The sequence below is a fragment of the Microbaculum marinum genome, assembly GCF_037855135.1.
GTDB classification, from domain to species: domain Bacteria; phylum Pseudomonadota; class Alphaproteobacteria; order Rhizobiales; family Tepidamorphaceae; genus Microbaculum; species Microbaculum marinum.
In genome coordinates this window covers 75170-97048 of record NZ_JAZHOF010000014.1, presented here as the reverse complement: position 1 = coordinate 97048, position 21879 = coordinate 75170, and the positions used below count along the sequence as shown (strand labels likewise).

Annotated in this window: 21 protein-coding genes; 12 read left to right on the top strand and 9 right to left on the bottom strand. The window is 67.6% G+C overall.

Translation table 11 applies throughout. The annotated features are described in order from the left end of the window. The gene (locus V3328_RS25480; RefSeq protein WP_340332548.1) at nt 1-789 is read right to left on the bottom strand and encodes an SDR family oxidoreductase; all 789 of its coding nucleotides are present in this window, start codon (nt 787-789) and stop codon (nt 1-3) included. A gap of 195 nt (nt 790-984) precedes the next feature. Here V3328_RS25480 and V3328_RS25475 point away from each other — a divergent pair, with 195 nt between their 5' ends. The 7 genes from V3328_RS25475 (at nt 985) to V3328_RS25445 (ending at nt 6742) form a co-directional block, all read left to right on the top strand. Next, nucleotides 985-1971, top strand: coding sequence for an AraC family transcriptional regulator (locus V3328_RS25475; RefSeq protein WP_340332547.1), 987 nt, complete (start codon nt 985-987; stop codon nt 1969-1971). A 120-nt stretch (nt 1972-2091) separates the two neighbouring features. Further along, a complete protein-coding gene (locus V3328_RS25470) occupies nt 2092-2697 on the top strand; it encodes a TetR/AcrR family transcriptional regulator (RefSeq protein ID WP_340332546.1) in 606 nt (201 codons plus the stop codon). 4 nt (nt 2698-2701) lie between these two features. Beyond that, the gene (locus tag V3328_RS25465; RefSeq protein WP_340332545.1) at nt 2702-3478 is read left to right on the top strand and encodes an enoyl-CoA hydratase/isomerase family protein; all 777 of its coding nucleotides are present in this window, start codon (nt 2702-2704) and stop codon (nt 3476-3478) included. Between the two features lie 22 nt (nt 3479-3500). After that, nucleotides 3501-5015: an AMP-binding protein gene (locus V3328_RS25460; RefSeq protein ID WP_340332544.1), complete on the top strand. Its 1515-nt coding sequence runs from the start codon at nt 3501-3503 to the stop codon at nt 5013-5015. Continuing rightward, nucleotides 5012-5410, top strand: coding sequence for a MaoC family dehydratase (locus V3328_RS25455; RefSeq protein WP_340332543.1), 399 nt, complete (start codon nt 5012-5014; stop codon nt 5408-5410). The genes V3328_RS25460 and V3328_RS25455 overlap by 4 nt, the downstream gene beginning before the upstream one ends. Then, nucleotides 5407-5775, top strand: a complete 369-nt coding sequence (locus V3328_RS25450; protein ID WP_340332542.1) for a hotdog family protein — start codon at nt 5407-5409, stop codon at nt 5773-5775. Before V3328_RS25455 ends, V3328_RS25450 begins: the two co-directional genes overlap by 4 nt. Before the next feature lie 88 nt (nt 5776-5863). Beyond that, a complete protein-coding gene (locus V3328_RS25445) occupies nt 5864-6742 on the top strand; it encodes a DUF4396 domain-containing protein (protein ID WP_340332541.1) in 879 nt (292 codons plus the stop codon). A gap of 44 nt (nt 6743-6786) precedes the next feature. Here the strand turns inward: V3328_RS25445 and V3328_RS25440 are convergent, their stop codons facing one another. The 7 genes from V3328_RS25440 to betI form a co-directional block, all read right to left on the bottom strand. Then, nucleotides 6787-7578, bottom strand: coding sequence for an alpha/beta fold hydrolase (locus V3328_RS25440; protein WP_340332540.1), 792 nt, complete (start codon nt 7576-7578; stop codon nt 6787-6789). A 5-nt stretch (nt 7579-7583) separates the two neighbouring features. Then, a complete protein-coding gene (locus tag V3328_RS25435; protein ID WP_340332539.1) occupies nt 7584-8645 on the bottom strand; it encodes a branched-chain amino acid ABC transporter permease in 1062 nt (353 codons plus the stop codon). A gap of 420 nt (nt 8646-9065) precedes the next feature. Then, nucleotides 9066-10106: a branched-chain amino acid ABC transporter permease gene (locus tag V3328_RS25430; protein ID WP_340332538.1), complete on the bottom strand. Its 1041-nt coding sequence runs from the start codon at nt 10104-10106 to the stop codon at nt 9066-9068. Then, nucleotides 10103-10828 carry an ABC transporter ATP-binding protein gene (locus tag V3328_RS25425; RefSeq protein ID WP_340332537.1) on the bottom strand — a complete coding sequence of 242 codons (726 nt, stop codon included), beginning with the start codon at nt 10826-10828 and terminating at the stop codon, nt 10103-10105. Before V3328_RS25425 ends, V3328_RS25430 begins: the two co-directional genes overlap by 4 nt. Beyond that, complete coding sequence (locus tag V3328_RS25420; RefSeq protein WP_340332536.1) at nt 10821-11603, bottom strand: ABC transporter ATP-binding protein; 783 nt, start codon at nt 11601-11603, stop codon at nt 10821-10823. The genes V3328_RS25425 and V3328_RS25420 overlap by 8 nt, the downstream gene beginning before the upstream one ends. 280 nt (nt 11604-11883) lie before the next feature. Beyond that, a complete protein-coding gene (locus tag V3328_RS25415) occupies nt 11884-13074 on the bottom strand; it encodes a substrate-binding domain-containing protein (protein WP_340332535.1) in 1191 nt (396 codons plus the stop codon). Between the two features lie 283 nt (nt 13075-13357). After that, complete coding sequence (gene betI / locus V3328_RS25410; RefSeq protein WP_340332534.1) at nt 13358-14008, bottom strand: transcriptional regulator BetI; 651 nt, start codon at nt 14006-14008, stop codon at nt 13358-13360. A 131-nt stretch (nt 14009-14139) separates the two neighbouring features. On the opposite strand from betI, the gene V3328_RS25405 reads away from it, so the two are divergent. From V3328_RS25405 to V3328_RS25385, 5 genes are all read left to right on the top strand, one after another. Further along, on the top strand, nt 14140-15273 hold the full coding sequence (locus tag V3328_RS25405) for a TauD/TfdA family dioxygenase (RefSeq protein WP_340332533.1): 1134 nt from the start codon (nt 14140-14142) through the stop codon (nt 15271-15273). Nucleotides 15274-15286: 13 nt separating this feature from the next. Continuing rightward, nucleotides 15287-16078, top strand: a complete 792-nt coding sequence (locus tag V3328_RS25400; RefSeq protein ID WP_340332532.1) for an arginine deiminase family protein — start codon at nt 15287-15289, stop codon at nt 16076-16078. A gap of 121 nt (nt 16079-16199) precedes the next feature. Further along, entirely contained in the window at nt 16200-17039 is an 840-nt protein-coding gene (locus tag V3328_RS25395; RefSeq protein WP_340332531.1) for a transporter substrate-binding domain-containing protein, read from the top strand. Between the two features lie 52 nt (nt 17040-17091). Continuing rightward, nucleotides 17092-18057 carry an amino acid ABC transporter permease gene (locus V3328_RS25390; RefSeq protein WP_340332530.1) on the top strand — a complete coding sequence of 322 codons (966 nt, stop codon included), beginning with the start codon at nt 17092-17094 and terminating at the stop codon, nt 18055-18057. Between the two features lie 108 nt (nt 18058-18165). After that, entirely contained in the window at nt 18166-19881 is a 1716-nt protein-coding gene (locus tag V3328_RS25385) for a thiamine pyrophosphate-dependent enzyme (protein ID WP_340332529.1), read from the top strand. 28 nt (nt 19882-19909) lie between these two features. Here V3328_RS25385 and V3328_RS25380 read toward each other — a convergent pair whose 3' ends face one another. Continuing rightward, on the bottom strand, nt 19910-21877 hold the full coding sequence (locus V3328_RS25380) for an acyltransferase family protein (RefSeq protein ID WP_340332528.1): 1968 nt from the start codon (nt 21875-21877) through the stop codon (nt 19910-19912). Nucleotides 21878-21879: the final 2 nt, after the last annotated feature.

Below are 21879 nucleotides of genomic sequence, written 5' to 3'. Positions count from 1 at the left end.
TCAGTCTTCCATCAGCAGCGGGATCGCCGCGTCGGCGCGCTCCGGGCCCATCGCCGTGTAGCCGCCGTCGACGCGGATGTCGGTGCCGTTGATGAAGGACGCCTCGTCCGAGCACAGGAAGAGGACCGCGTTTGCGACCTCCTCCGGGTCGCCGACCCGCTTCGCCAGATGGAAAGGCGCTGCGACGGCATCCGTCTTCGCCCGGTTGTTCTTCGTCAGCTCCACCATGATCGCGCTCCACGTCCAGCCCGGCGACACGGCGTTGACCCGGATACCGTCGGGCGCGAGGTCCATCGCCTGGTTGCGGGTGAGCTGCAGGATCGCCGCCTTCGACACCGGATAGAGCCAGCGCCCGGTCTGGGCGACACGCGAGGAGATCGACCCGAAGTTGACGATCGCTCCCTTCGCCTCGGCCAGATGCGGCCGGGCGGCCTGCATCAGCATCACCGAGCCGACCACGTTGGTGTCGAAGGCTTCCAGCCATTCGGCGCGGGTCGAAGCGGCGCCGTTGTCGAGATAGGTGCAGGCGACGTTGACGAGGTAGTCGATGCGGCCGTGGGACTTGGCGGTCGCCTCGACGAGGTCCTTGATGTCGGCGTCTTGGCGGAGGTCGGTCCTGTGGAAGCCGACGGCCTCGCCCAGACGGCCGGCGACCGCGCTGCCGCCGTCCTCGTCGATGTCGGCGATGACGACCCGGGCGCCGGCGTCGGCAAAGGCCCTGACCACCGCCTCGCCGATCAGAGTCGCCCCGCCGGTGACGATCGCCACCTTGCCGGAAAAGTCGGGCATGTGTTTTCCCCTCCGTCAGTTTATGCTTGAAACAACGCAATCACCGGCGGGACGGGGCTGTAAATCCGGCGCGGACGCCGACTATCCGGAATCCGCAAGAATCGGACCGAGGCCCGCGGTTTTCCGGTGATGACTCCCCGCCAGCGGGGTAACGTCGGCCGATCCGACTGGACTGCGCACCTTGGAGAGGGTGCAATGCGCGCACACCAGGCGTCCGTGCCGCTGGCACGCTACAACCTGTTCCGCACCCGCGACCTCGACGAGGCGCGCGAGACGGTCGGCCGCGTCTTCTGTCCGCACCGGCTTGCGATCGCCGGCGAAGGGCGGCGGTTCCACACGGTCCAGAACCACGTCGACGCCGGCCTCCTGTCGCTGAGCTACATCGACTACGGCGCCGAGGTGGAGATCGAGCCAGGCGAGCTCGGCTCGTTCTACCTGATCCAGATACCGCTCGAAGGAGGCGCGACGATCCGGACCGGCGGGCGCATGGTGGCGGCCCACAAGGCGCGTGCCTCGATCCTCAATCCGACCCACTACACGGCCATGACCTGGCATGCGGGCTGCCGCAAGCTGCAGGTACAGGTGCCGCGGGCGGTCCTGGACAGGTTCGCGCGCGACTATCTCGGCCGGGAGTTCGAGCAGTCCGTCTCCTTCGAGCCGGCCATGGACCTGACCAGCCCGAACTGCGCCGCCTGGTTGCGCCACGTCGTGGCGTTCGCCCGGCACCTCGAGCACGCCGGGGTCGGCGCCACCACCGGCGAGCGCCGCGGCTTCTACGCAGCCGAGCTGCTCCGGGAGCTGTTCGAGGCACAGCCGAACACGCATTCCCATTTCGCCGGATCGCACCGGGGCGGACCCGTGCCGCGGTACATCAAGCTGGCACTCGACTTCATAAGGGCGCATGCCGACAGGCCGCTGACCTGCAACGACATCGCAGCGGCATGCGAGGTCGCCGGCAGGACGCTGCAGCACGGCTTCCAGCACCACCTCGGCACGACCCCGATGCAGGCGCTGCGGGACGAGCGGCTGAGGCGCTGCCGGCTCGATCTGCTGCACGGCGATACCGGCCGGTCGGTGGCCGAGACGGCGTCGGCGTGGGGATTCGCCCATCTCGGCCGGTTCTCGCAGTACTACAGGGAGCGCTTCGGGGAGCTGCCTCGCGAGACCGCACGGCGCGCCTGAAGACCATCCGCCCCGGCGCGGCGCTGCCTCCAGCACGCCTCCGAGCTCCCTTGACGGCGCTGCGGCAGGCATGCAACATGAAACATGAACCACTATTCATATTAATGATCCGAGGCGTTCATGGAAGCCACCGCCAGCCCGAAGACCGCCAACCCCAAGACTCCTCGGGGCGAGGCGACCCGGCGCGCCATCCTGAAGGCTGCCGAAACGGTGATCGGCACGCAGGGCTTCAACGATGCCTCGATCATCGACATCACCCGCGAGGCCGGCGTCGCCCAGGGCACCTTCTACATCTACTTCAAGAGCAAGGACGAGGTATTCTCCGAGCTTGTCCGGGAGATGGGACGCCTGCTCCGGCAGGCGCTGAACGCGGCGACGGCGGGCGCCCGCGACCGGCTGACCGCGGAGAAGGAAGGCCTGCGCGGCTTCCTCAGCTTCGTCTCGGCGCATCCGAACCTCTACCGGATCATCCAGGAGGCCCTGTTCGTCGATCCCGGCGCCTACCGCGCCTATTTCCAGACCTTCGCCGACGGCTACCGGCAGGCGCTGGCCGAGGCGCAGGACGCCGGCGAGATCCGGCCCGGCGATCCCGACGTGCGGGCCTGGGCGCTGATGGGCATCGCCAAGACGCTCGGCGAACGCGCCGTGGTGTGGGGCGACGAGACGCCGATCGACGCGGTCGTCGAGGCCGCCCACGACATGATCGTGAACGGGCTGCGGCGCTGAGCCGATGGGCGCGCCGCTCGTCACGCTGGATGTCGCCGGCGGTGTCGCGACCGTCACGCTCGACCGGCCGGAACGGCACAACGCACTGGTTCCCGAACTGCTGGAGGACCTGCGCGCGGCGATAGCGGGAGCAGGCAGGGAGGACGTGTCCTGCCTGGTGCTGACCGGGCGCGGCCGCAGCTTCTCGACCGGCGGCGACATCACCGCCTTTCGCGAGGCATCGGCCACCTCCCGGGGCATCGCGGACTATGCCGATGGGATCGTCGGCCTGCTGAACGGGGCGATCCTCGACCTCCTCGCCTTTCCCGTCCCGGTGATCGCCCGCGTCAACGGCCCGGCGACCGGCGGGTCGGTCGGGCTGGTGCTGGCCGGCGACATCGTCGTGATGAGTTCCGAGGCCTTCCTGCAATCCTACTACGTCGAGGTCGGCTTTGCGCCCGACGGCGGCTGGACGGCCATGCTGCCGGACCGGATCGGCCCGGCGCGGGCGATTGCGATCCAGGCGACGAACGAGCGCATCGGCGCGACGCGCGCGCTCGAACTGGGCCTGGCCCACCGCGTCGTCGACCCGGATGGCCTGGACGCGGCAACCGAGGCGGTCACCGCGTCGCTGCGCGGCAAGGACCGGGCGAGCCTGTCGGCGACCCGGCGGCTGGTCTGGGACGAAGCGCGCAGAGCAGCCATCGCGGCCCGCCTGGACGCCGAGCGCCGCGCGTTCGTCGACCTGGTCGCGCGCAGGGAGGTGGAAACCCGAATGCAGGCTTTCGTCACGCAACGATAACCGGAGCAGTCCGGGAGGAACCATGCAGCACGTGACCGACATGGCGGGCAAGCGCGCCGAACTGACGCCGGACCGGATCGCCTTCGTCGACGAGGAGACCGGCGCCGCGCTGAGCTTCGCCCAGGTGAACGACCGGTCGAACCGGCTTGCGGCCGGCCTGGCCGGTCTCGGCGCGGGAGCAGGCGACCGGATCGGCATCCTCTGCCACAATCGGCCCGACTTCTTCACCTTCCTGTTCGCGTGCCAGAAGGCGCGGCTGATCCTGGTGCCGCTGAACTGGCGGCAGCCGCCGGCGGAGCTGTCGCCGCTGGTCGAACAGGCCGGCGTGAAGCTGCTGGCGACGGACGCGGCCTTCGCAGGCGTCGCCGCCGAGCTCGCAGGACAGCACGGCCTCGGGCGCATCGGCATGGAACCGGAAACCGGGGCGGAGATCGACCTGGAGACGCTGCTCGCGCAGGCGCCGGAGATGCGGGACGACCCGCGCCCTGTCGGCACGGACGAAATCTGGTACCTGCTCTACACCTCCGGCACGACAGGCCTGCCCAAGGCGGTTATCCAGACTCCGGGCATGTGCTGGGCGAACGCCGTCAACTATGCCCAGGCCGTCGACCTGATCTCCTCGGACAGGTCGATCAATTTCCTGCCGCTGTTCCACACCGGCGGCATCAACCTGCCGACGCTGCCGCTGTTCCTGCTCGGCGGCACCAGCCGGATCCTGCGCCGGTTCGATGCCGGGGCGGTGCTCGATCTCGTCCACCGCGGCGAGGTGACGAGCTTCTTCGGCGTGCCTGCGATCTACCAGGCGATGGCGCTACACGAGCGGTTCGCCGACACCGACTTCTCGCGGGTCCGCGCGTTCGCCTGCGGCGGCGCGCCGCTGCCCGAGCCGCTGATCCGCACCTTCGCCGACCGCGGCATCGGCGTCTGCAACGGCATGGGCATGACCGAGACCGGGCCGACCGTGTTCCTCAACGACCCGGCCCATGCCCGGAGCAAGATCGGCTCGGTCGGCAAGCCGCAGATGCTCGCCGAGACGCGGATCGTCGACGCAGGCGGCACGGTGGTCGACGGCGAGGGCGAAGGCGAGCTGCAGATCAGAGGGCCGGGCGTCACGCCCGGCTATCTCGGCAATCCGGAGGCGACCGAGGCGGCCTTCACCGACGGCTGGCTGAAGACCGGCGACGTCGCCCGGCGCGACGCCGACGGCTACTACTACATCGTCGACCGCATCAAGGACATGTACATATCCGGCGGCGAGAACGTCTATCCGGCCGAAGTCGAGCGGGTTTTGGTCGGCTATCCCGGCGTGCTCGAGGTCGCGGTGATCGGCGTTGCCGACGACCGCTGGGGCGAGGTCGGCGAGGCGTTCCTGATCGCAAGACCGGGCGAGGCGATCGACACCGGGGCGCTGCCGCGCTGGTGCCGCGAACGGCTCGCCGCCTACAAGATCCCGAAGGCCTTCCACGTCGTTTCCGACATGCCGCGCACCGCCGCCGGGAAGGTCCGGAAACACCTGCTGAAGGAGATGCGGCCGTGAGCGCGGAAGACAACGCCGTCACGGAGGTCTGGACGCCGCGCCAGAGCGACTTCGACCGATTCGCCGAACTCTCCGGCGACGACAATCCGATCCATGTCGACCCGGAGTTCTCGGCGCGCACCCGTTTCGGCCGCACCGTCGCGCACGGCATGCTGCTCTACTCGCGGCTCTGGGCGCTGGCGAAACGCCATTGGCCGGACGCGGCCCACGCCGGGCAGGCGCTGATGTTTCCAGCGCCCTCCTACGCCGGCGAGCCGCTGGTCTTCCGCGTCGCGCCGGTCGACGGCGATCCCGGCCGGCTGTCGATGACCGTGACGCGCCAGTCCGACGGCGGGGTGACGCTGCAGGGCGAATGCGTGCTGGAGGATCGCGTGCTTGAGGGAAGCGGGCGATGACGATCAAACTCGGCCGGCGCGCGGAGATCACCCGCACCTACTCATTTGCCGACAAGGCGCTGTTCGCCGATCTGGCCGGGCTCGGCGAAGCCTGGCTGGACAGCGTGCCCGAACCGCTGGTCGGCGCGCTGTTCTCCTACCTGCTCGGCGTGGAGCTGCCGGGCTTCGGCACCAACTACCTGAAGCAGGAGATGCGGTTCCTGATGCCAGCGCCCTACGACACGCCGCTGACGGCCAGCGTCACCGTCACGCGGCTGAGGCCAGAGAAGCACCTGGTCGACCTGGAGACGGTCTGCGTGGGCGCCGACGGCTCACGCATCTGCGAAGGCCGCGCCCTCGTCTACGTCGAGGACGTCGGCGCCTGACCGCGCCGGTCGCTGCCGCGGGATGGAACTTCGCCGCCCTCGCCTCTAGACTTGCCCAGGGGGAAAGGGTGTTCGCCCGGGGGGACCGATGCTCGATGGCGCGATGATCGTCTGGTTCACGCTGACCGCGTTCAGCGTCGTCTTCGTCGTATGGGACTCGCTGTTCAACGGCGTGACGAGCTGGGTCCAGCGCGTCGCCTGGATCCTGGTGACGGTCTACACGGGGCCGGTCGGCGCCTTCTTCTACCTCGTTGCCTGCCGGCGGCCGCTGCCGGGCACGCACGATGCTTTCACCGCGGCGACCTGGAAGCAGGCGCTGAACAGCGAGATGCACTGCCTGGCCGGCGATGCCACCGGGATCATGGTCGCCGCGTCGATCGTGCCCGTGTTCGGGCTGGCAAACGGCTGGGACGCGACCATCGAGTACCTCGCCGGCTTCGTCTCGGGGCTGTTCATCTTCCAGGCGCTGATGATGATCGGCATGTATGACGGCGACTACTGGAAGGCCGTGCGCAAGACCTTCTTCGCCGAGACGGTGTCGATGAACATGGTGATGACCGGCATGATCCCGGTCATGCTGGTCCTCGGCGCCCTCTGGGCCGGGTCGGAAAGCCCGACGGAGCCGGCCTTCTGGTTCCGCATGAGCATCGCCACCATCGTCGGCGGCATCATCGCCTATCCGATCAACTACTGGCTGGTGGCGGGTCACCTGAAGCATGGCTGCATGACGCTGCCGGGCGCCGACACGCCGGCGCTGGGCCTGCGCTCGAGCGAGCCGTCGATGTTGATGGAGAGAGGGCACATGCAGCATGGAGGCATGGACCATGGCTCGGGCGGTTCCGGCGGCCACGCCATGTCGATGCGGGAGCTGCCGACGGGGCAGGCGGTCGGCTGGATCGCGGCAACCTTCGCGGTCCTGCTGGTCGCCGTCTGGCTCACCGGTTTCGTGGTTCCGGTGCGCTTCTGACGGGCTGAAGCTCGCCGCCGGCCGTTTCGCCCCGGGCGCGGCGTCTAAGCCAGGATCTCGCCCAGCATCTCGTTGAAGGAATCGGGCTCCTCGAGATGCGGCGCGTGGCCGGATCGGACGAACTCGAAGATCTGCCCGTCCGGCAACTGTTCGACCTGCCAGCGCGCCACGTCGGCGCCGTAGAGCATGCTCCGGCTGCCATGCGCGATGATCACCGGCAGATCGATCCTCGGCAGCAGGCCCCGGAAGTCCTGGCGCGTGAGCGAAGCCCACATCGGCGCCAGCAGGGCGGGATCGGCGGCGGCGATCTCGCGTTCGGTATAGCCGGCCAGCGCCGGATCCACCGGCAGGTCGCCGGCGAAGATGCGCCGGGCGATTCGCGGCGCGATCTCCGGCCAGTGGCCCTCGATCGACTTCAGGACGCCGCGGTTGCGGAGGGCGTCGAGGCCGTCGCTCAGGCCGAGTTGCCACTGCCGGTCGTTCAGCACCCTGGGCGTCATGTCGATGACGACGAGGCCCGACAGCCGCGCGGTGCCGTGCCGCTCGATCATCGAATAGGCGACGTGGGCGCCCATCGACCAGCCGACCACCGTCACGCCGTCGAGGCTGCGCCCGGCCAGCAGCGCGGCGACGGCGTCCGCCGCCGCCTCGATGGTGAGCGCGGGGCCCGTCGCGCCGGTGCGGCCATGGCCGGGAAGGTCGGGAACGATCAGCCGCGCCCTGTGGCCGAAGGCCTCGAGCTGCGGCGCAAAGAACCCGCCGTGGCAGGACCAGCCGTGCAGCAGCAGCAGCGGCCTGGCGTCCTCGATCTCGGCGCCGGTCTCGACGACATGCATTCCGGTCACTTCGAGACCCCGCGCAGCCGGCCGACGATCCCGGTCGGGAAGAAGTAGACGCTGAGCACGAACAATAGCCCGAGCCAGAGCAGCCAGCGATCGGGCGACAGCAGGTCGGAGAGCAGCGGGACCGGCGCCGTCGCATCGGCGGCGATCGCCATCAGTTCCTGCAGATAGGTCTGGGCGAGGACGAAGATCGTCGCGCCGATGACGGCGCCGTACATCGTCCCCATGCCGCCGATCACCACCATCAGCAGGATATCCACCATGATCTCCAGCGACAGCGTGGTCGCCGGCCCGGTATAGCGCAGCCAGACCGCCAGCAGCACCCCGGCCAGCGCCGCGACCGTTGCCGACAGGATGGTGGCGAGCGTGCGATAGTTCACCACCCGGTAGCCGACGGCCTCGGCGCGGAACGCGTTCTCGCGGACGGCCTGGAGGACGCGGCCGAACGGCGAATTGACGAAGCGCAGCATGAGCAGGAACAGGCCGAGCGAGATGAAGAAGACGAAGTAGTAGGACAAGAGCTTGCCGTCGAGGCGGACGCCGAACAGCCGCTCGTCCATCAGCCTGAAGGCCGGCGTCAGGGCGCGCGGGATCCTGTAGTTGAGCCCGTCCTCGCCGCCGGTGACGGCCGAAAGCTGCGAGACCAGCACGGCGAAGGCGCTGGCCACCGCCAGCGTCACCATGGCGAAGAAGATCGCCTTCACCCTGAGCGAAAACAGCCCGATCAGCAGCGCCAGCAGCGCGGCGACCGCCACGCCGGCCACGGCACCGACGAGGATCGACAGGAAGCTCGGCCCGAGATGCTCGAGCGCGATCGCGGCGCCGTATCCGCCGATGCCGAAGAACATGGTGTGGGCGAACGAGACGATGCCGGTGTAGCCGAGCAGCAGGTCGTAGCTTGCCACCAGCACCACGAAGATGCAGATCCGCGCCGCGGTCTCCAGCGACCGCGTGCCCGGAAACAGGAACGGCGCCAGCGCCAGCGAGACGAAGATCACCAGGAGGACGATGGTGAGGACCTTCGAGCGCGGCGTGTCGCCGGAGAGGAGGCGCGTCAGCATGGAGCTGCCCCGTTGACAGAGAACTCTTCGTCGTCATCCCGGCCGAAGCGAAGCGGAGAGCCGGGATCGGAGAGCCCTTGACCGTCCTGTGGCTCTCCGATCCCGGATCGGCCTTGCGGCCGTCCGGGATGACGAAAGTGAGTAATGTGCCAGACTCCCCCCTCCGCACTCCGCTCCGGTGAAGAAGAAGCGGCCGTCCGAGCCCCCTCACCCGGCGCGTCGCGCCGACCTCTCCCCGACGGGGAGAGGTGACGGCAAGCGTAGTGCGACGGCTTACCGGCCCGGAGTGATGGGTCGCATCGCTTATGGGGAGAGAACGTAGTGCAGGGAGGCGCATCCAACTCCCACCTCTCCCATGGGGAGAGGTCGGACCGCAGGTCCGGGTGAGGGGGTACGGCGTCAACGTTCATCCCCGCCCCCTCATTTCGCCTTGACCACCGGGTAGAGCCCCTGCGGGCGCCACATCAACACGACCACCATCAGCGCGATCGTCGAGACCAGCGACGCCTTCGGCATCAGGAAGGCGACGTAGTTCGACAGCAGCCCGACCAGCAGCGCGCCGATGAAGCAGCCCTCGACCGAGCCGAGGCCGCCGATGATCACGACGATGAAGATCAGCACCATGATCTCCGAGCCCATGTGGGCGGTGATCGTCTCCTGGTAGAGCCCCCACATGACGCCGCCGAGGCCGGCAAGCGCCGAGCCGACGATGAAGACGGCCAGGAACAGCCGCCGGATCCGGTAGCCCAGCGCCTCGACCATCTCGCCGTTCTCGACGCCGGCGCGCACCAGCAGTCCGATCCTGGTGCGGTTCAGGACGAGCCGCATGGCGACGAACAGCGCCAGTCCGATGACGACGGCGACGAGCCGGTACTTCTCGACGGCCGCCTCGCCGATCAGCACCGACCCGCGCAGGGTCTCGGGCCGCGACAGGTGGATCGAATCGGGTCCCCACAGCACCAGGATCAGTTGCTGGACGATGATCAGGCCGCCCATGGTCACCAGGATCTGCTTCAGGTGCTGGCCGTAGACCGGCTTGACGATAAAGCGCTCGAAGACGTAGCCGGCGCCGCCGGCAACCAGCATCGCGACCGCGATGGCGGGGAGTAGAGCCGCCAGGTTCAGCCAGATCGACGGTGTCGCGGTCCAGCCGGCGAGCCAGCCCAGAACGGTGAAACCGACGAAGGCGCCGATCGCGATGAAGGCGCCGTGGCCGAAATTGATGACGTCCATCAGACCGAACACCAGCGTCAGGCCCGACGCCATGAGGAAGATCATCATGCCCATCGCCAGGCCTGCCGCGGTCAGCGTGATCCAGGTCGACGAACTGCCGATCGCCGCGAAGCCGACGATGGCGAGCGCGGGCACCAGCAGCACCGGCGCCCGTGCTCCCAGCCGCTCGCCAAGTCCGGCCTGCTCGATCCTCGGAGCGATCGCCGTCTCGCCGCGCGGATCGCTCATTGGTGCGTCTCCAGGCTGAGGCCCATCAGTCTCTCCTGCAGGGCGGCATCGCCCGCAAGTTCCGCCATTGCGCCGGAATGCACGATCCGCCCGTCGTCCATCACCGACACCGTCTGCCCGAGGCTCTTCGCCATGGCGAAGTTCTGTTCGACCAGCAGGATCGTCGTATCCGTCCTGGCGAGTTCGGCGAGCGCCGCCGTCATCGCCTTGATGATCGCCGGCGCCAGGCCCTTGGTCGGCTCGTCGACCAGGATCAGCCGGCGCGGCTCGATCACGGCGCGCGCGACAGACAGCATCTGCTTCTGGCCTCCCGACAGGTTGCCGGCCGGCATCTCCCAGAAGGTCCTGAGCGGCGGAAACAGCGAGAAGATCCAGTCGAGGCGGCCGGAGTCCATCGGCCCGTCGACGGCGGCCAGCACCATGTTCTCGCGCACCGTGAGATCGGTGAAGATGCCCATGTTCTCCGGCACGTAGGCAATGCCGCGGCGCGCGATCGCCGGCGTGTCGAGGCTGGTAATGTCGGCGCCGTCGAAGCGGATCGTCCCGCCCGAGGCCTGCCACAGGCCCATGATCGTCCTGAGCGTCGTCGTCTTGCCCGCCCCGTTGCGGCCGAGGATGACGGTGACGCCGCCGGCCGGCACCGCGAGGTCCACCCCTTGCAGGATGTGGTACTGGGCGATGTGCGTGTGGACGCCGTCGAGGGCGAGGAGCGGCTCAGCCATCGGCGGGCTCTCCCACGGACGATTCGACGCCGAGATACGCCTCCTGGACTATGGCTGACGCGATCACCTCGCGCGGCTCGCCGTCGGCGACCAGCGCGCCGTTGTGCAGCACGACGATGCGGTCGGCCAGCGTGCGGATCACGTCCATCTTGTGCTCGACCAGCAGGATCGTGCGGTCGCGGTCGGCCTTCAGTCCGCGGATCAGGTCGAGGATCACCGGCACCTCGTCGACGCTCATGCCTGCGGTCGGCTCGTCGAACATCAGCACCTGCGGCTGCAGCGCGATCAGCAGCGCCACCTCGAGCTTGCGCTGGTCGCCATGCGGCAGAGCGGAGACCGTGCGGCCGGCCTCGTCGAGCAGCGCCACCTCCGAGAGGACATGCTCGGCCCGCTCGACCAGCTCGACATGGGCGTCGGCCCGCGAGAACAGGTCGTAGCGGCGCCGCGCGCGGGCCTGCACGACCAGCCGCACGTTTTCGCGCACCGTGAGGCTGGGAAAGAGATTGGTGAGCTGGAAGGCGCGGCCGATGCCGCGGTCGGTGCGCTCCGGCGCCTGCATGCGGGTGATGTCCTCGCCGTGCAGCCGGACGCGGCCGGATGTCGCCCTGAGCTGGCCGGAGATCAGGTTGAAATAGGTCGTCTTGCCGGCCCCGTTGGGCCCGACGATGGCCGTCAGCGTTCCCCGGTCGAACGCGCAGGACACCGCGTCGACGGCGACGTGACCGCCGAAGCGGATCGTCAGGTCTTGCGTTTCCAGGACGGGATGTTCGGTCATGGCGGAGGCCTGCATCAGGTTCACAGCAAGAGACCAGCGGTCCTGGTCGCGCCAACGGCTCCTCCCCTCCCCCTTGTGGGGAGGGGTCGTGGGTGGGGGCAACGGCGAGACCGGCCTCGATGGCCGGAATTGCCGTTTGCGGAGCACCCCTTGGACGCCCAGCCGACCCGTCGAGGGTCGGCAGTGCGACCCCCCGCCCCAACCCTCCCCCACAAGGGGGGAGGGAGTGACTTCGGCAAGAGCGGAGAGTCGAATTCCCCACCTTTCGATCAGAACACCCTCAGTTCCGGATCGGGATGTCCATGTCCTCGATCTTCAGTTCCTCGACGAGCTCCGGGATTCCCCAGGCCACGTCCGGATCGACCCTGATCTTGAAGTGGTACATGGACTGCAGCGCCTGATGGTCCTCGGGGCGGAACACCATCTTGCCCTTCGGCGTCTCGAACTCCATGCCTTCCATCGCCGCGATCAGGTCCTCGGTGTCGGTCGAGCCGGCCTTCCTGAGGGCCTCGACGACGGCAATGCCGGCCGCCATGCCGCCGGCGGTGAAGAAGTCCGGCGGCTCGTTGAAGCGCGCCTGGTGCTCCTTGACGAGCCAGTCGTTGATCGGGTTCTCGGGGATCTCGTAGTAGTAGTACGTCGCCCCTTCCATGCCCGGCAGGTCCTTGTAGGCCGCCATCGCGGCAAGGATGTTGCCGCCCGTCGCGATCTCGATGCCGAAGCGGCTCGGGTCCATGGCGTTGATCTTGCCGATCGGATTGTTGCCGCCGGCCCAGATGATGAACAGGAACTTCCGCCCCTCCTCGTCCTTCAGAGCGTCGAAGATGCGCTGGGCGCTGGCCGTGAAATCCTGCGTGTCCGTCGGCACGTACTCCTCGAAGACGAGCTCGGCGCCGGTACCGTCCAGCGCTTCCCTGAAGGCGGCAACGCCGTCGCGGCCGAAGGCGTAATCCTGGGCGAGGGTGGCGATCTTGACGCCGTCCTTGCCGAGCGCGACGGCGTTGGAGATCGCGTCCTGGGAGGAGTTGCGGCCGGTGCGGAACACGTAACGGTTCCAGTTCTCGCCGGTGATGGAGTCGGCGACCGCCGGCTCGACCAGCAGGATCTTCTCGTACTCCTCGGCGACCGGCAGCATGGCGAGCGCCACGCCGGACGAGACCGGCCCGACGGCCAGCACCGCGTCGTCGTCGCCGTAGGCCTCGGCAAGCGCCGCCTTGCCGATGTCGGGCTTGAGCTGGGTATCCTTCTCGATGACGACGATCTTGTTGCCGTCGATCTCCATCGTGCCGTCGGTGGCGTATTCCAGACCCATCATCAGGCCGGTGTGAGACTGCTTTGCGTAGGCTTCCAGCGCGCCGGTCTTGCCATAGACATGCGCGATGACGATGTCCTCGGCCTGTGCGGCTCCGGCCCCGGCAGCAACGCCAAGGGCAAGCGCCAATGCCGAGACCGCGGATCGGTAAGTCCCCATTGCTGTCCTCCCTGTTGAAACGTCACGGACCTCTGCCAGGCTGCCGTGACGATGCATGACTCGCGAGCGAGCATCCGGCGGTTCCGGCTCTGCGGCCGCTGCATCGAGCCCGCCAGACGGCTTCGACTGCGGTAAAATGAAACATGAATCACTCGTCATGTCAACGCGCCGAGGTCTGCTGGGACGACGAGCCGCTTGCCGTCGGCGGCGGGAATTGCGGCGTTCGACAGGAAGGCGGCCGCCGACCTGGTCGAACCGCGGACGCGGAAAAAGGAACTTCCAGTCAGGGTATCGGCACGCCGATCCGCGTCGCGATCATCTCGAGGGCGATCTGCTCGCCGCTGGCAGTGTCGAACACGGACTGATCGAGGCAGAGCTCGAGCCAGAGGCCGTCGAGCAGCGCCGAGATGCCGATCGCGAGCATCTCGAGGTCCCTCCGCGCGACCTGGCGGTCCTCTGACGCCATCACCGCCTCGACCAGCCCGGCGACCCGGGTCCGGTAGTCCGCGTAGTTTTCCGCGTGAATCCGGCGAATCTCGGGGTCATTGACGATCAGCGACCAGAAGTTGACCCACACCTTGAGCAGATCCGGATCGAGATTGGGGCTGCGGAACGAGGCACGTATGAAGGCGGCAAGGCGCGCCTTCGGGTCCTTCCCGGCGGCAGCGATCTGCTCGTCGAAATGCCGGGAGAACCGACCGCCGAGCGTGCGATAGGCGGCGGCAACCAGAGCGTCCTTGCCGCTGAAGTAGTGCGTCAGCAGCCCCGGCGCGACGCCGGCGCGTTCCGCGATCCGCCTGACCGTGGTGCCCTGGTAGCCGTACTCGGCAAGACAGGCCAGCGTCGCCGCCACGAAATCGGCGCGCCGCGCGTCACGGGAATCGCCGCCGCTGTCAGGCGTTTCGGGCGGAAGGGAAGGGCCGGGGGTGTGCACGGGCTCGATCTCGTTCGCGAAAGTTGCATCGGGACTTGACGTCCTACCATGGCGGTCTCTAGCTTGTTGTACAAGTGTACAATGCCGGGACAGATTGATCCCGTCCCGGCAAGCGCGTCAGAGGACAAGACATGCAGGCGAAGATTGAATCGATCGATGCGGGCGCCGAGCTACTGACCGTCGACTGGGCAGGCGGCGGCAGCGACCACTATCCGTGGACCTGGCTGCGCGACCATGGCGAAGACGAGGCGAGCCTCGATCCCGGCACCCTGCAGCGCCGCGTCGACACCTTTGCGATCGACCCGGGACTCCGCGGCATCGACGTGCAGGTTGCCGGCAACGGCGAGGCGCTGACGGTCGCCTGGTCCGACAACAGTCCGGCGACGACGCTGTCGGCTGCGCGCCTGGCCGAATGTGCGGGCCGCCTTCCCGAAGAGGGCACGCTGTCCCCCGATCACCCGAGGCTCTACTGGGCGGCGGGTTCGCTGCCCGACCCGGTGCCGAACGTGGCCTTCGAGGCGGTCAGGTCCGGAGATAGCGGACTCGGGGCCTGGCTCCGCAACATTCATGTCTACGGGTTCTCCGTCGTCACCGGCGTTCCGGCGACCGACGAGGGAACCGTCGAACTGGCGACCCGGCTCGCGCCTGCCAAACAGACGATCTTCGGCGATTTCTGGCGCCTGTCGGCCGAGCTCGCCGACCATGGCGACACCGCCTATTCGACGCAGTATCTCGATCCGCACACCGACTCGACCTACTATCACGACGCCCCCGGCCTGCAGATGTTCAACTGCCTCGAGTTCGACGGCAAGGGCGGCGAGAGCGTCCTTGTCGACGCCTTCGCGATCGCCCGGGCAATGCACGAAGAGACGCCGGAGCACTACGAGACCCTGTCGCGCGTGGTCGTGCCGGGCCGCTATCTGGAGCCCGGCGTGCACCTGCGCGCCGAGCGGCCGCCGTTCCGGCACGACCGGGAGGGCAATCTCGTTCAGGTCACCTTCAACAACTACGACCGGGCACCGTTCCTGCTGCCGGCCGACGAGATGGCCGCCTTCTATGCAGCCTACGGCGAGTTCCACCGCCGCGCCTCCGACCAGGACAACTGGCTGAAGATTCCGCTGAGGCCCGGGATGACGCTGATATTCGACAACTGGCGGTGCCTGCACGGACGCATGGGCTACGTCGGCAAGCGCGTGTTCTACGGCTGCTATCACGACCGGGCCGACTACGAAAGCAGGCTTCGCACGGTGGGAGCCGCAGCCTGAGAGGAGGGGCCTGATGGCATATTCCGACCGCCCGGTGTGGCGGTTCGAGAACGCGATCGTACGCGAACCTTCGGCGAGCGCCGTGGACGGCCTGAGGGCCGTCGACCGCGGCGCCCCATCCATCGACGCCCTGAGGGCCGAACATCGCGCCTATGTCGACGCGCTCACGGCGGCCGGGGTCACGGTCGACATACTGCCGCCGCTCGAGGACTTCCCCGACTCCATGTTCGTGGAGGATCCGGCGCTCGTCTTCCCCGACTGCGCCATTGCGCTTCGGCCCGGCGCGCCATCGCGGCTCGGCGAGACCGCCCGGATCGAGCCCGTCCTGAAGGCGCGCTTTCCCTCCTTCCACACCCTGCCATGCCTCGGCTACGTCGACGGCGGCGACATCCTGGTCACTCCGCACCGCGTCTATATCGGCCTGTCGGCGCGCACCGATCGCACCGGCGCCGGCGCGCTCGCCTCCATCCTGGCCGATACCGGCCGCGCAGCGAAGATCGTCGCGACGCCGCCGGGGATCCTGCATCTCAAGACCGCCTGCTCGCTGCTCGACGGCGAGACGGTGCTCGCCACCAGGGCGATGCGCGACGCCGGACTGTTCGAGGACATGGAGACGATCCTCGTCGCGGAGGGCGAAGAGGCCGCCGCCAATGCGTTGCGCGTCAACGACGTCGTACTGCTGGGCAGCGCCTTCGCGCAGACCCGCTCCCGACTGGAGGAGGCGGGCTTCGATGTCGTCGGCGTCCCGGTGGAGGAAGTCGGCAAGCTCGATGCGGGACTGTCCTGCATGTCGCTGAGATGGTGAAGTCTGGCCCAGGAGTGAGGGGCAGGCGAACAGACGGGATGACAGCAACACGGAGGACATGCAAAAGTCTCTACACGAGAAGGCCGGAACGGCCTGAAACTGGCAGAAACAGAGGGACAAGATGAACAAGCAACCAGTATTTCTCGCCGCCGCGCTCGCCGGCGTTCTGGCCCTGGCCCCGGTGCTGACGACCGGCGCAACGGCAGGCGAGACGCTCGACCGGGTCATGTCCAACAAGAAGCTGGTCATGTCCTCGGACGCGGCCTACCCGCCCCAGTCCTTCCTCAACGACAGCAACGAGATGGACGGCTTCGACGTCGAGGTCGGCCGGGAGATCGCCAAGCGTCTCGGCGCCGAACTGGAAATCATCACGCCGGCCTGGGAAGTCATCACCGCGGGCAACTGGAACGGACGCTGGGACCTCTCCGTCGGGTCGATGACCCCGACGAAGGCCCGCGCCGAGGTGCTCGACTTCCCGGCGGTCTATTACTACACGCCGGCCTCCTTCGCGGTGCACTCCGACAGCTCCGCCTCCAGCCTCTCGGATCTCAACGGCAAGACGATCGGCGTCTGTGGCGGCTGCACCTACGAGGCCTACCTGAACAAGAACCTGGTGATTGACGCGGAAGGCACGCCCGCCTTCGAATATCAGGTCGAGCCCGGCGACATCCGCTCCTACGAGACCGACACCAACGTCTTCGACGACCTGAAGCTCGGCGACGGCGCCCGTCTCGATGCCGTGCTGTCCGCCGAACCGACCATCCGCGAGGCGATCAAGAACGGCTATCCCATGAAGATCATCGGCGAGCCGGTGTTCTACGAGCCGCTCGCCGTCGCCGTCGACAAGGGCGACCCGGAGTTCAGCGCCAAGATCGCCGAGGTGATCAAGGAAATGAAGGACGACGGCACGCTCTCGAGCCTTTCCGAGAAATGGTACGGCACGGACTACACCAGCCCGTAGCCGAGACCAGCCGGGACAGTCCGGCGCCCCGGCGCCGGACGGCTTCCGAACGGTGACCGTCACCATCAGCGAATTGTGGGAGCAGCGGCCGGTCCGGTGGCTGCTGCTCGCCCTTCTCAGCATCGCGTTCTTCTACTACGTCGACCTTCGCGGCAGCGCTCTGGGGGAGCTGCTCCGCCCGGCGATCGGCGAGCCTGCGGACAGCGGCCTGCACGGCCGCTTCGCCTGCGCGCTGGTCGCAACCGTTCTGCTCCTGCTCAACTTCATTGCGATCCGGCTGCTGCCGCGCAACTATCAGGTCCTGGTCGTGTGGCTGGAACTGCTGGTGCTGTTCCTCGCCTTCTTCTACTCGTTCGATCTCTCGTTCGAGTTCATCGGCCGGAAGATCGGCTTCCTGATCTCCCAGGGCGCCGTGACGACGATCTACATCTCGCTGATCTCGATCGCCATCGCCAGCGTCATCGCGCTCGTCGCCGCCCTGTCGAAGATGTCGCAGAATCCGTTCCTGTACGGCATATCGACCTTCTACATCTCGTTCTTTCGCGGCCTGCCGCTGCTGATGCAGATCTACCTGATCTATATCGGCCTGCCGGCACTCGGCTTCGTCATCGATCCGGTGCCCGCCGGCATCACCGCGCTGTCGGTGTGCTACGGCGCCTACATGGCCGAGATCTTCCGGGCCGGCATACAGGGAGTGTCGAAAGGCCAGGCGGAGGCGGCCTACGCGCTCGGCCTGAAACCCTGGCAGACCATGCGCAAGATCGTGCTGCCGCAGGCGATGCGGCTGATCGTGCCGCCGACCGGAAACCAGTTCATCGCCATGCTGAAGGATTCCTCGCTGGTCTCGGTGGTCGGCGTCTGGGAACTGACGTTTCTGGCGCGCACCCAGGGCCGTTCGGAGTTCAAGCACCTGGAGATGCTGATCACCGCCTCGCTGATCTACTGGATCCTTTCGATTTTCTTCGAACTCCTGCAGGCTCGCCTGGAGGCCTATTACGGTCGCGGCGACAGGCGCTGACCGACGACCCGCGCCCGACGGGGATCACGCAGCGTTAACCGTTTCGACGGTTTGAGCTGACCATAGTCCCGCTGCAGACAATCCGGGAACCGACAGGGAGACGGCGCCATGGCGAAACTCGTAGCCGACGTGATCATCGAGACATTGCAGGAAGCGGGCGCGAAACGGTGCTACGGCGTCGTCGGCGACACCCTCAACTTCGTCACTGACGCGATCCGCCGCAGCGACATGGAATGGATCCACGTCCGCCACGAGGAGGTCGGCGGATTCGCCGCCGGCGCCGACGCCTATCTGACCGAGGAACTTGTCTGCTGCGCGGGATCGGCAGGCCCCGGCAGCCTGCATTTCGTTAACGGCCTGTTCGAGAGCCACCGCAACGGCGCGCCGGTGGTGATGATCGCCACGCAGATCGACCGCATCCAGTCGGGCCTCGGCTTTCCGCAGGACGTGGACCAGCGCAAGATCTACGAGCAGTATTCCGTCTTCTGCGAGTACATCTCCCACCCCGACCAGGCCCGCCGGATCACCGCCATGGCCGCCCAGGCGGCGCTCAACAGGCGGGGCGTCGCCGTCATCATCGTCAACGGCGACATGACCAAGGAGAAGACGGACGACGCCATTCACTGGAAGGTGTCGCGGCCGAAGCCGGTGATCCGACCCAGCGACGAGGAACTTCGCGAGATCGCCGATCTCGTCAACGCCGCCGGCAAGATCGCCATCTATGGCGGCTATGGCTGCCGCCACGCCCATGATGAAGTCATGGCGCTCGCCGCCAGGCTGAAGGCGCCGGTCGCCCACACGTCCCGCGCCAAGGAATTCCTCGAGCACGACAATCCCTACAACGTCTCGATGACCGGCCTGATCGGCATCAAGTCGGGCTTCGAGGCCGTCGAGCACTGCGATCTTTTGCTGTGCCTGGGGACGGACTTCGCCTGGACTCAGTTCTATCCTAAGAAGGCGAAGATCGTTCAGATCGACACCGACCCGACCAACATCGGCAAGCGCACTCCGGTGACGCTCGGCGTCGTCGGCGACGTCGCCAACACGATCGACGCCTTGCTGCCCCTCCTCCACGAGCGTTCCGACGACGCGTTCCTGTCGGCCAGCCTGAAGGAACACGAGCGCAGCATGAAGACGCTCGAGGACCAGACGAAGGAGCCGTCGCCGGACCTCATCCATCCGCAATACGTTGCCGCGACTCTGAACAGGCTGGCCGCCGAGGACGCGATCTTCACATCGGAAGGCGGAACGACCTTCGTCTGGATGCTGCGCTACATCCGCGGCAACGGGAAGCGCCGCTTCGCCACCAGCCTGCTGCACGGCACGATGGCCAACTCCTATCCGATGGCGATCGGCTGCCAGAAGTCGCATCCCGGCCGCCAGGTCGTCGCGATGTGCGGTGACGGCGGCATGACCATGCTGATGGGCGACCTGCTGACGCTTGTCCAGGAGAACCTGCCGGTGAAGCTGCTGGTCTTCAACAACGGCTCGCTCGGCTTCGTCGAAATGGAGATGAAGATCGAGGGCATGCTCGATGCCTACACGGACCTGAAGAACCCGCATTTCTCGAAGCTAGCGGAGTCCTGCGGATTCTACGGCGCCCGTGTCGAGGACGCCGGCGAACTGGAAGGCGCGATGCGCGACTGGCTCGCCCATGACGGTCCGGCGTTGCTCGACGTCAAGGTCAACCGTTTCGAACTGGTGATGCCGCCGACCGTGGAGGTCAGCCAGGCGGTGTCGACGGCGATGTACGGCGTCAAGGCAGTGCTCAACGGCCGGCTCGACGATGTCTGGGCCCTGGCCGAGAACAACTTCCTGAAGTAGGCGGACGCCGCAAGCAGCCTGTCCGGCTTCAAGAGGGCGGATTGCGGCGGCCCTTCAGGAACTCCAGGATGCCCTCGTCGACCATCCGGTTGCCGAAGAACCGGGCGCCGTCGAGCGTCCAGTGGCCGTAGTCGTAGAACAGCAGGCGCCCGGCCTCGTCGAAGGCGAAGCAGGCGTCCTCTTGCGGACATATCAGCGGCTCCCTGGCGACGAACGTCACATCGCGGTCTTCGGCGACGTCCCGGAGCGTCCGGTTGAGCGCGGACACGTCGAAGCGGTGGGCGGCGATGTAGCGGTCGAAGCCGTCGAAGGCGCGGTACCGCGCCAGCAGCGAGGGGACGTCGTCGAACTCGACGGTGCGGGCGAAGACGATGATCTTCGCCTCCGACCGCTTGCGGATCGCGTCGATCGTCCTGCCCACCTCCACGGCCCCGACCGGGTCCCATCGGACCGAAAACACGATGTAGTCGGCGCTCCTCACCAGCGGGCTCTCGATCAGCTTGCGCACTTCGGCGTTGCAGCGATCGATGGCGCCCTGCGTGAGCACCGCGGAGACGGCGCGGGGGCCGATATAGGGCTGGCACTGGGTCTGGATCGGCCGGTAGACCACGTCGAGCGTGTCGCCGAGCCGCTCCGCGGCGAAGGCGAGCGCATTGGTCATGTCCTTGCCGTGCGAATCGCCGACCACCAGGATCGCCGTCTTGCCCCTGGCGAACCGCTTCTTGCGGCTCAGGGGACGCGCCATCTTCCAGGTCGCGTCGCGCTTTGCTTCCAGGTCGGCGACCGCCTCGCGGATCTCCCGGGGCAGCCGCGACGGCCAGCCGGCGCTCGACCAGGCGCTTGCCGCCGGCACGATCAGCAACGCCGCCAGGCACGCGCAGACCAGCCCGAAGCGCCCGGGCGACCAGGCGCCGGACTTTGCAACGGCCCGCCGGAAGGGCGTCTCCACGAAGAAGTACATGCCGGTCGCCAGGGCGATCGAGGCGCCGACGATGGCGAACTGCTCGACGGCCGTCAGCGGTCGCACGATCCAGTATGTATAGAAGACGATCATCGGCCAGTGCACGAGATAGAGCGAGTACGAGATCAGCCCGATGCCGACCGCCACACGGTTGCTCAGCAGCCGGCCCAGCCGCGGCGCCGTGCCGGCATAGATGAGGATCGCGGTGCCGATGCACGGCGGCAGCGCAGCGAGGCCGGGGAACACCGTCTCCTCGCTGTAGGCGAAGACCGGCCAGGCAATCAGCGCCAGGCCGACCAGAACCAGCGGCTCGAGCAGAGCGGGTTCCGGCGACCGCCGTGCGACGAGCCAGACCATCAGGCCGCCGATGGCGAACTCGCTGACCCGGAACATCGGCAGGTAGAAGGTGGCCGGCGGGCTGTACTCAAGGCAGATTTCCGTCAGGACGAGGCTCAGGAGGCCGGCAGCGATCAGGAAGGCCGGCACGATCCACGCATGCTCGAACCCGCTCCGTCGCGCGGACAGCCGTCGGCCGGCCCATGTCAGGACCACGAGCGTGACCGGCCAGACGAGGTAGAACTGCTCCTCGACGCTCAGCGACCAGGTATGCAGCAGCGGCTTCACGTCGGCGCTGGCGTCGAAATAGCCACTCTCCCGCCAGAACAGGACGTTCGACAGCGACAGGATCGTGAACACGACCGAGCGCGCGAAGCGCTCGAGATCGGCCGGCGAGAACAGCCAGGCCGCAAATCCGAACGACACAAGGACTGTGAAGTACAGTGCCGGAAACAGCCGGCGCGCCCGCCTGGCGTAAAACTGGGCGAAGCTGAACGTCCCGGCTTGGACCTGTCCGCAGATCAGCCGGGTGATCAGGAACCCGCTGATCACGAAGAACACGTCGACGCCCACATAGCCGCCGCCGAACGGCGCGAAGCCGACGTGGAAGAAGACGACCGCAAGAACCGCGACGGCGCGCAATCCGTCGATATCGGGTCGGTAGCCCTGCCCGTCTATCCGTAGTTGGTCGGCGTTCATTG

What these genes read in the sequence shown, in the direction of transcription:
- V3328_RS25475 (WP_340332547.1), top strand. Translation starts at nt 985, where the DNA reads ATGCGCGCACACCAGGCGTCCGTGCCGCTGGCACGCTACAACCTGTTC.
- V3328_RS25470 (WP_340332546.1), top strand. Translation starts at nt 2,092, where the DNA reads ATGGAAGCCACCGCCAGCCCGAAGACCGCCAACCCCAAGACTCCTCGG.
- V3328_RS25480 (WP_340332548.1), bottom strand. Translation starts at nt 789, where the DNA reads ATGCCCGACTTTTCCGGCAAGGTGGCGATCGTCACCGGCGGGGCGACT.
- V3328_RS25425 (WP_340332537.1), bottom strand. Translation starts at nt 10,828, where the DNA reads ATGGCTGAGCCGCTCCTCGCCCTCGACGGCGTCCACACGCACATCGCC.
- V3328_RS25385 (WP_340332529.1), top strand. Translation starts at nt 18,166, where the DNA reads ATGGCGAAACTCGTAGCCGACGTGATCATCGAGACATTGCAGGAAGCG.
- V3328_RS25405 (WP_340332533.1), top strand. Translation starts at nt 14,140, where the DNA reads ATGCAGGCGAAGATTGAATCGATCGATGCGGGCGCCGAGCTACTGACC.
- V3328_RS25465 (WP_340332545.1), top strand. Translation starts at nt 2,702, where the DNA reads ATGGGCGCGCCGCTCGTCACGCTGGATGTCGCCGGCGGTGTCGCGACC.
- V3328_RS25420 (WP_340332536.1), bottom strand. Translation starts at nt 11,603, where the DNA reads ATGACCGAACATCCCGTCCTGGAAACGCAAGACCTGACGATCCGCTTC.
- V3328_RS25400 (WP_340332532.1), top strand. Translation starts at nt 15,287, where the DNA reads ATGGCATATTCCGACCGCCCGGTGTGGCGGTTCGAGAACGCGATCGTA.
- V3328_RS25450 (WP_340332542.1), top strand. Translation starts at nt 5,407, where the DNA reads ATGACGATCAAACTCGGCCGGCGCGCGGAGATCACCCGCACCTACTCA.
- V3328_RS25430 (WP_340332538.1), bottom strand. Translation starts at nt 10,106, where the DNA reads ATGAGCGATCCGCGCGGCGAGACGGCGATCGCTCCGAGGATCGAGCAG.
- V3328_RS25460 (WP_340332544.1), top strand. Translation starts at nt 3,501, where the DNA reads ATGCAGCACGTGACCGACATGGCGGGCAAGCGCGCCGAACTGACGCCG.
- V3328_RS25395 (WP_340332531.1), top strand. Translation starts at nt 16,200, where the DNA reads ATGAACAAGCAACCAGTATTTCTCGCCGCCGCGCTCGCCGGCGTTCTG.
- V3328_RS25380 (WP_340332528.1), bottom strand. Translation starts at nt 21,877, where the DNA reads ATGAACGCCGACCAACTACGGATAGACGGGCAGGGCTACCGACCCGAT.
- V3328_RS25435 (WP_340332539.1), bottom strand. Translation starts at nt 8,645, where the DNA reads ATGCTGACGCGCCTCCTCTCCGGCGACACGCCGCGCTCGAAGGTCCTC.
- V3328_RS25415 (WP_340332535.1), bottom strand. Translation starts at nt 13,074, where the DNA reads ATGGGGACTTACCGATCCGCGGTCTCGGCATTGGCGCTTGCCCTTGGC.
- V3328_RS25440 (WP_340332540.1), bottom strand. Translation starts at nt 7,578, where the DNA reads ATGCATGTCGTCGAGACCGGCGCCGAGATCGAGGACGCCAGGCCGCTG.
- V3328_RS25445 (WP_340332541.1), top strand. Translation starts at nt 5,864, where the DNA reads ATGCTCGATGGCGCGATGATCGTCTGGTTCACGCTGACCGCGTTCAGC.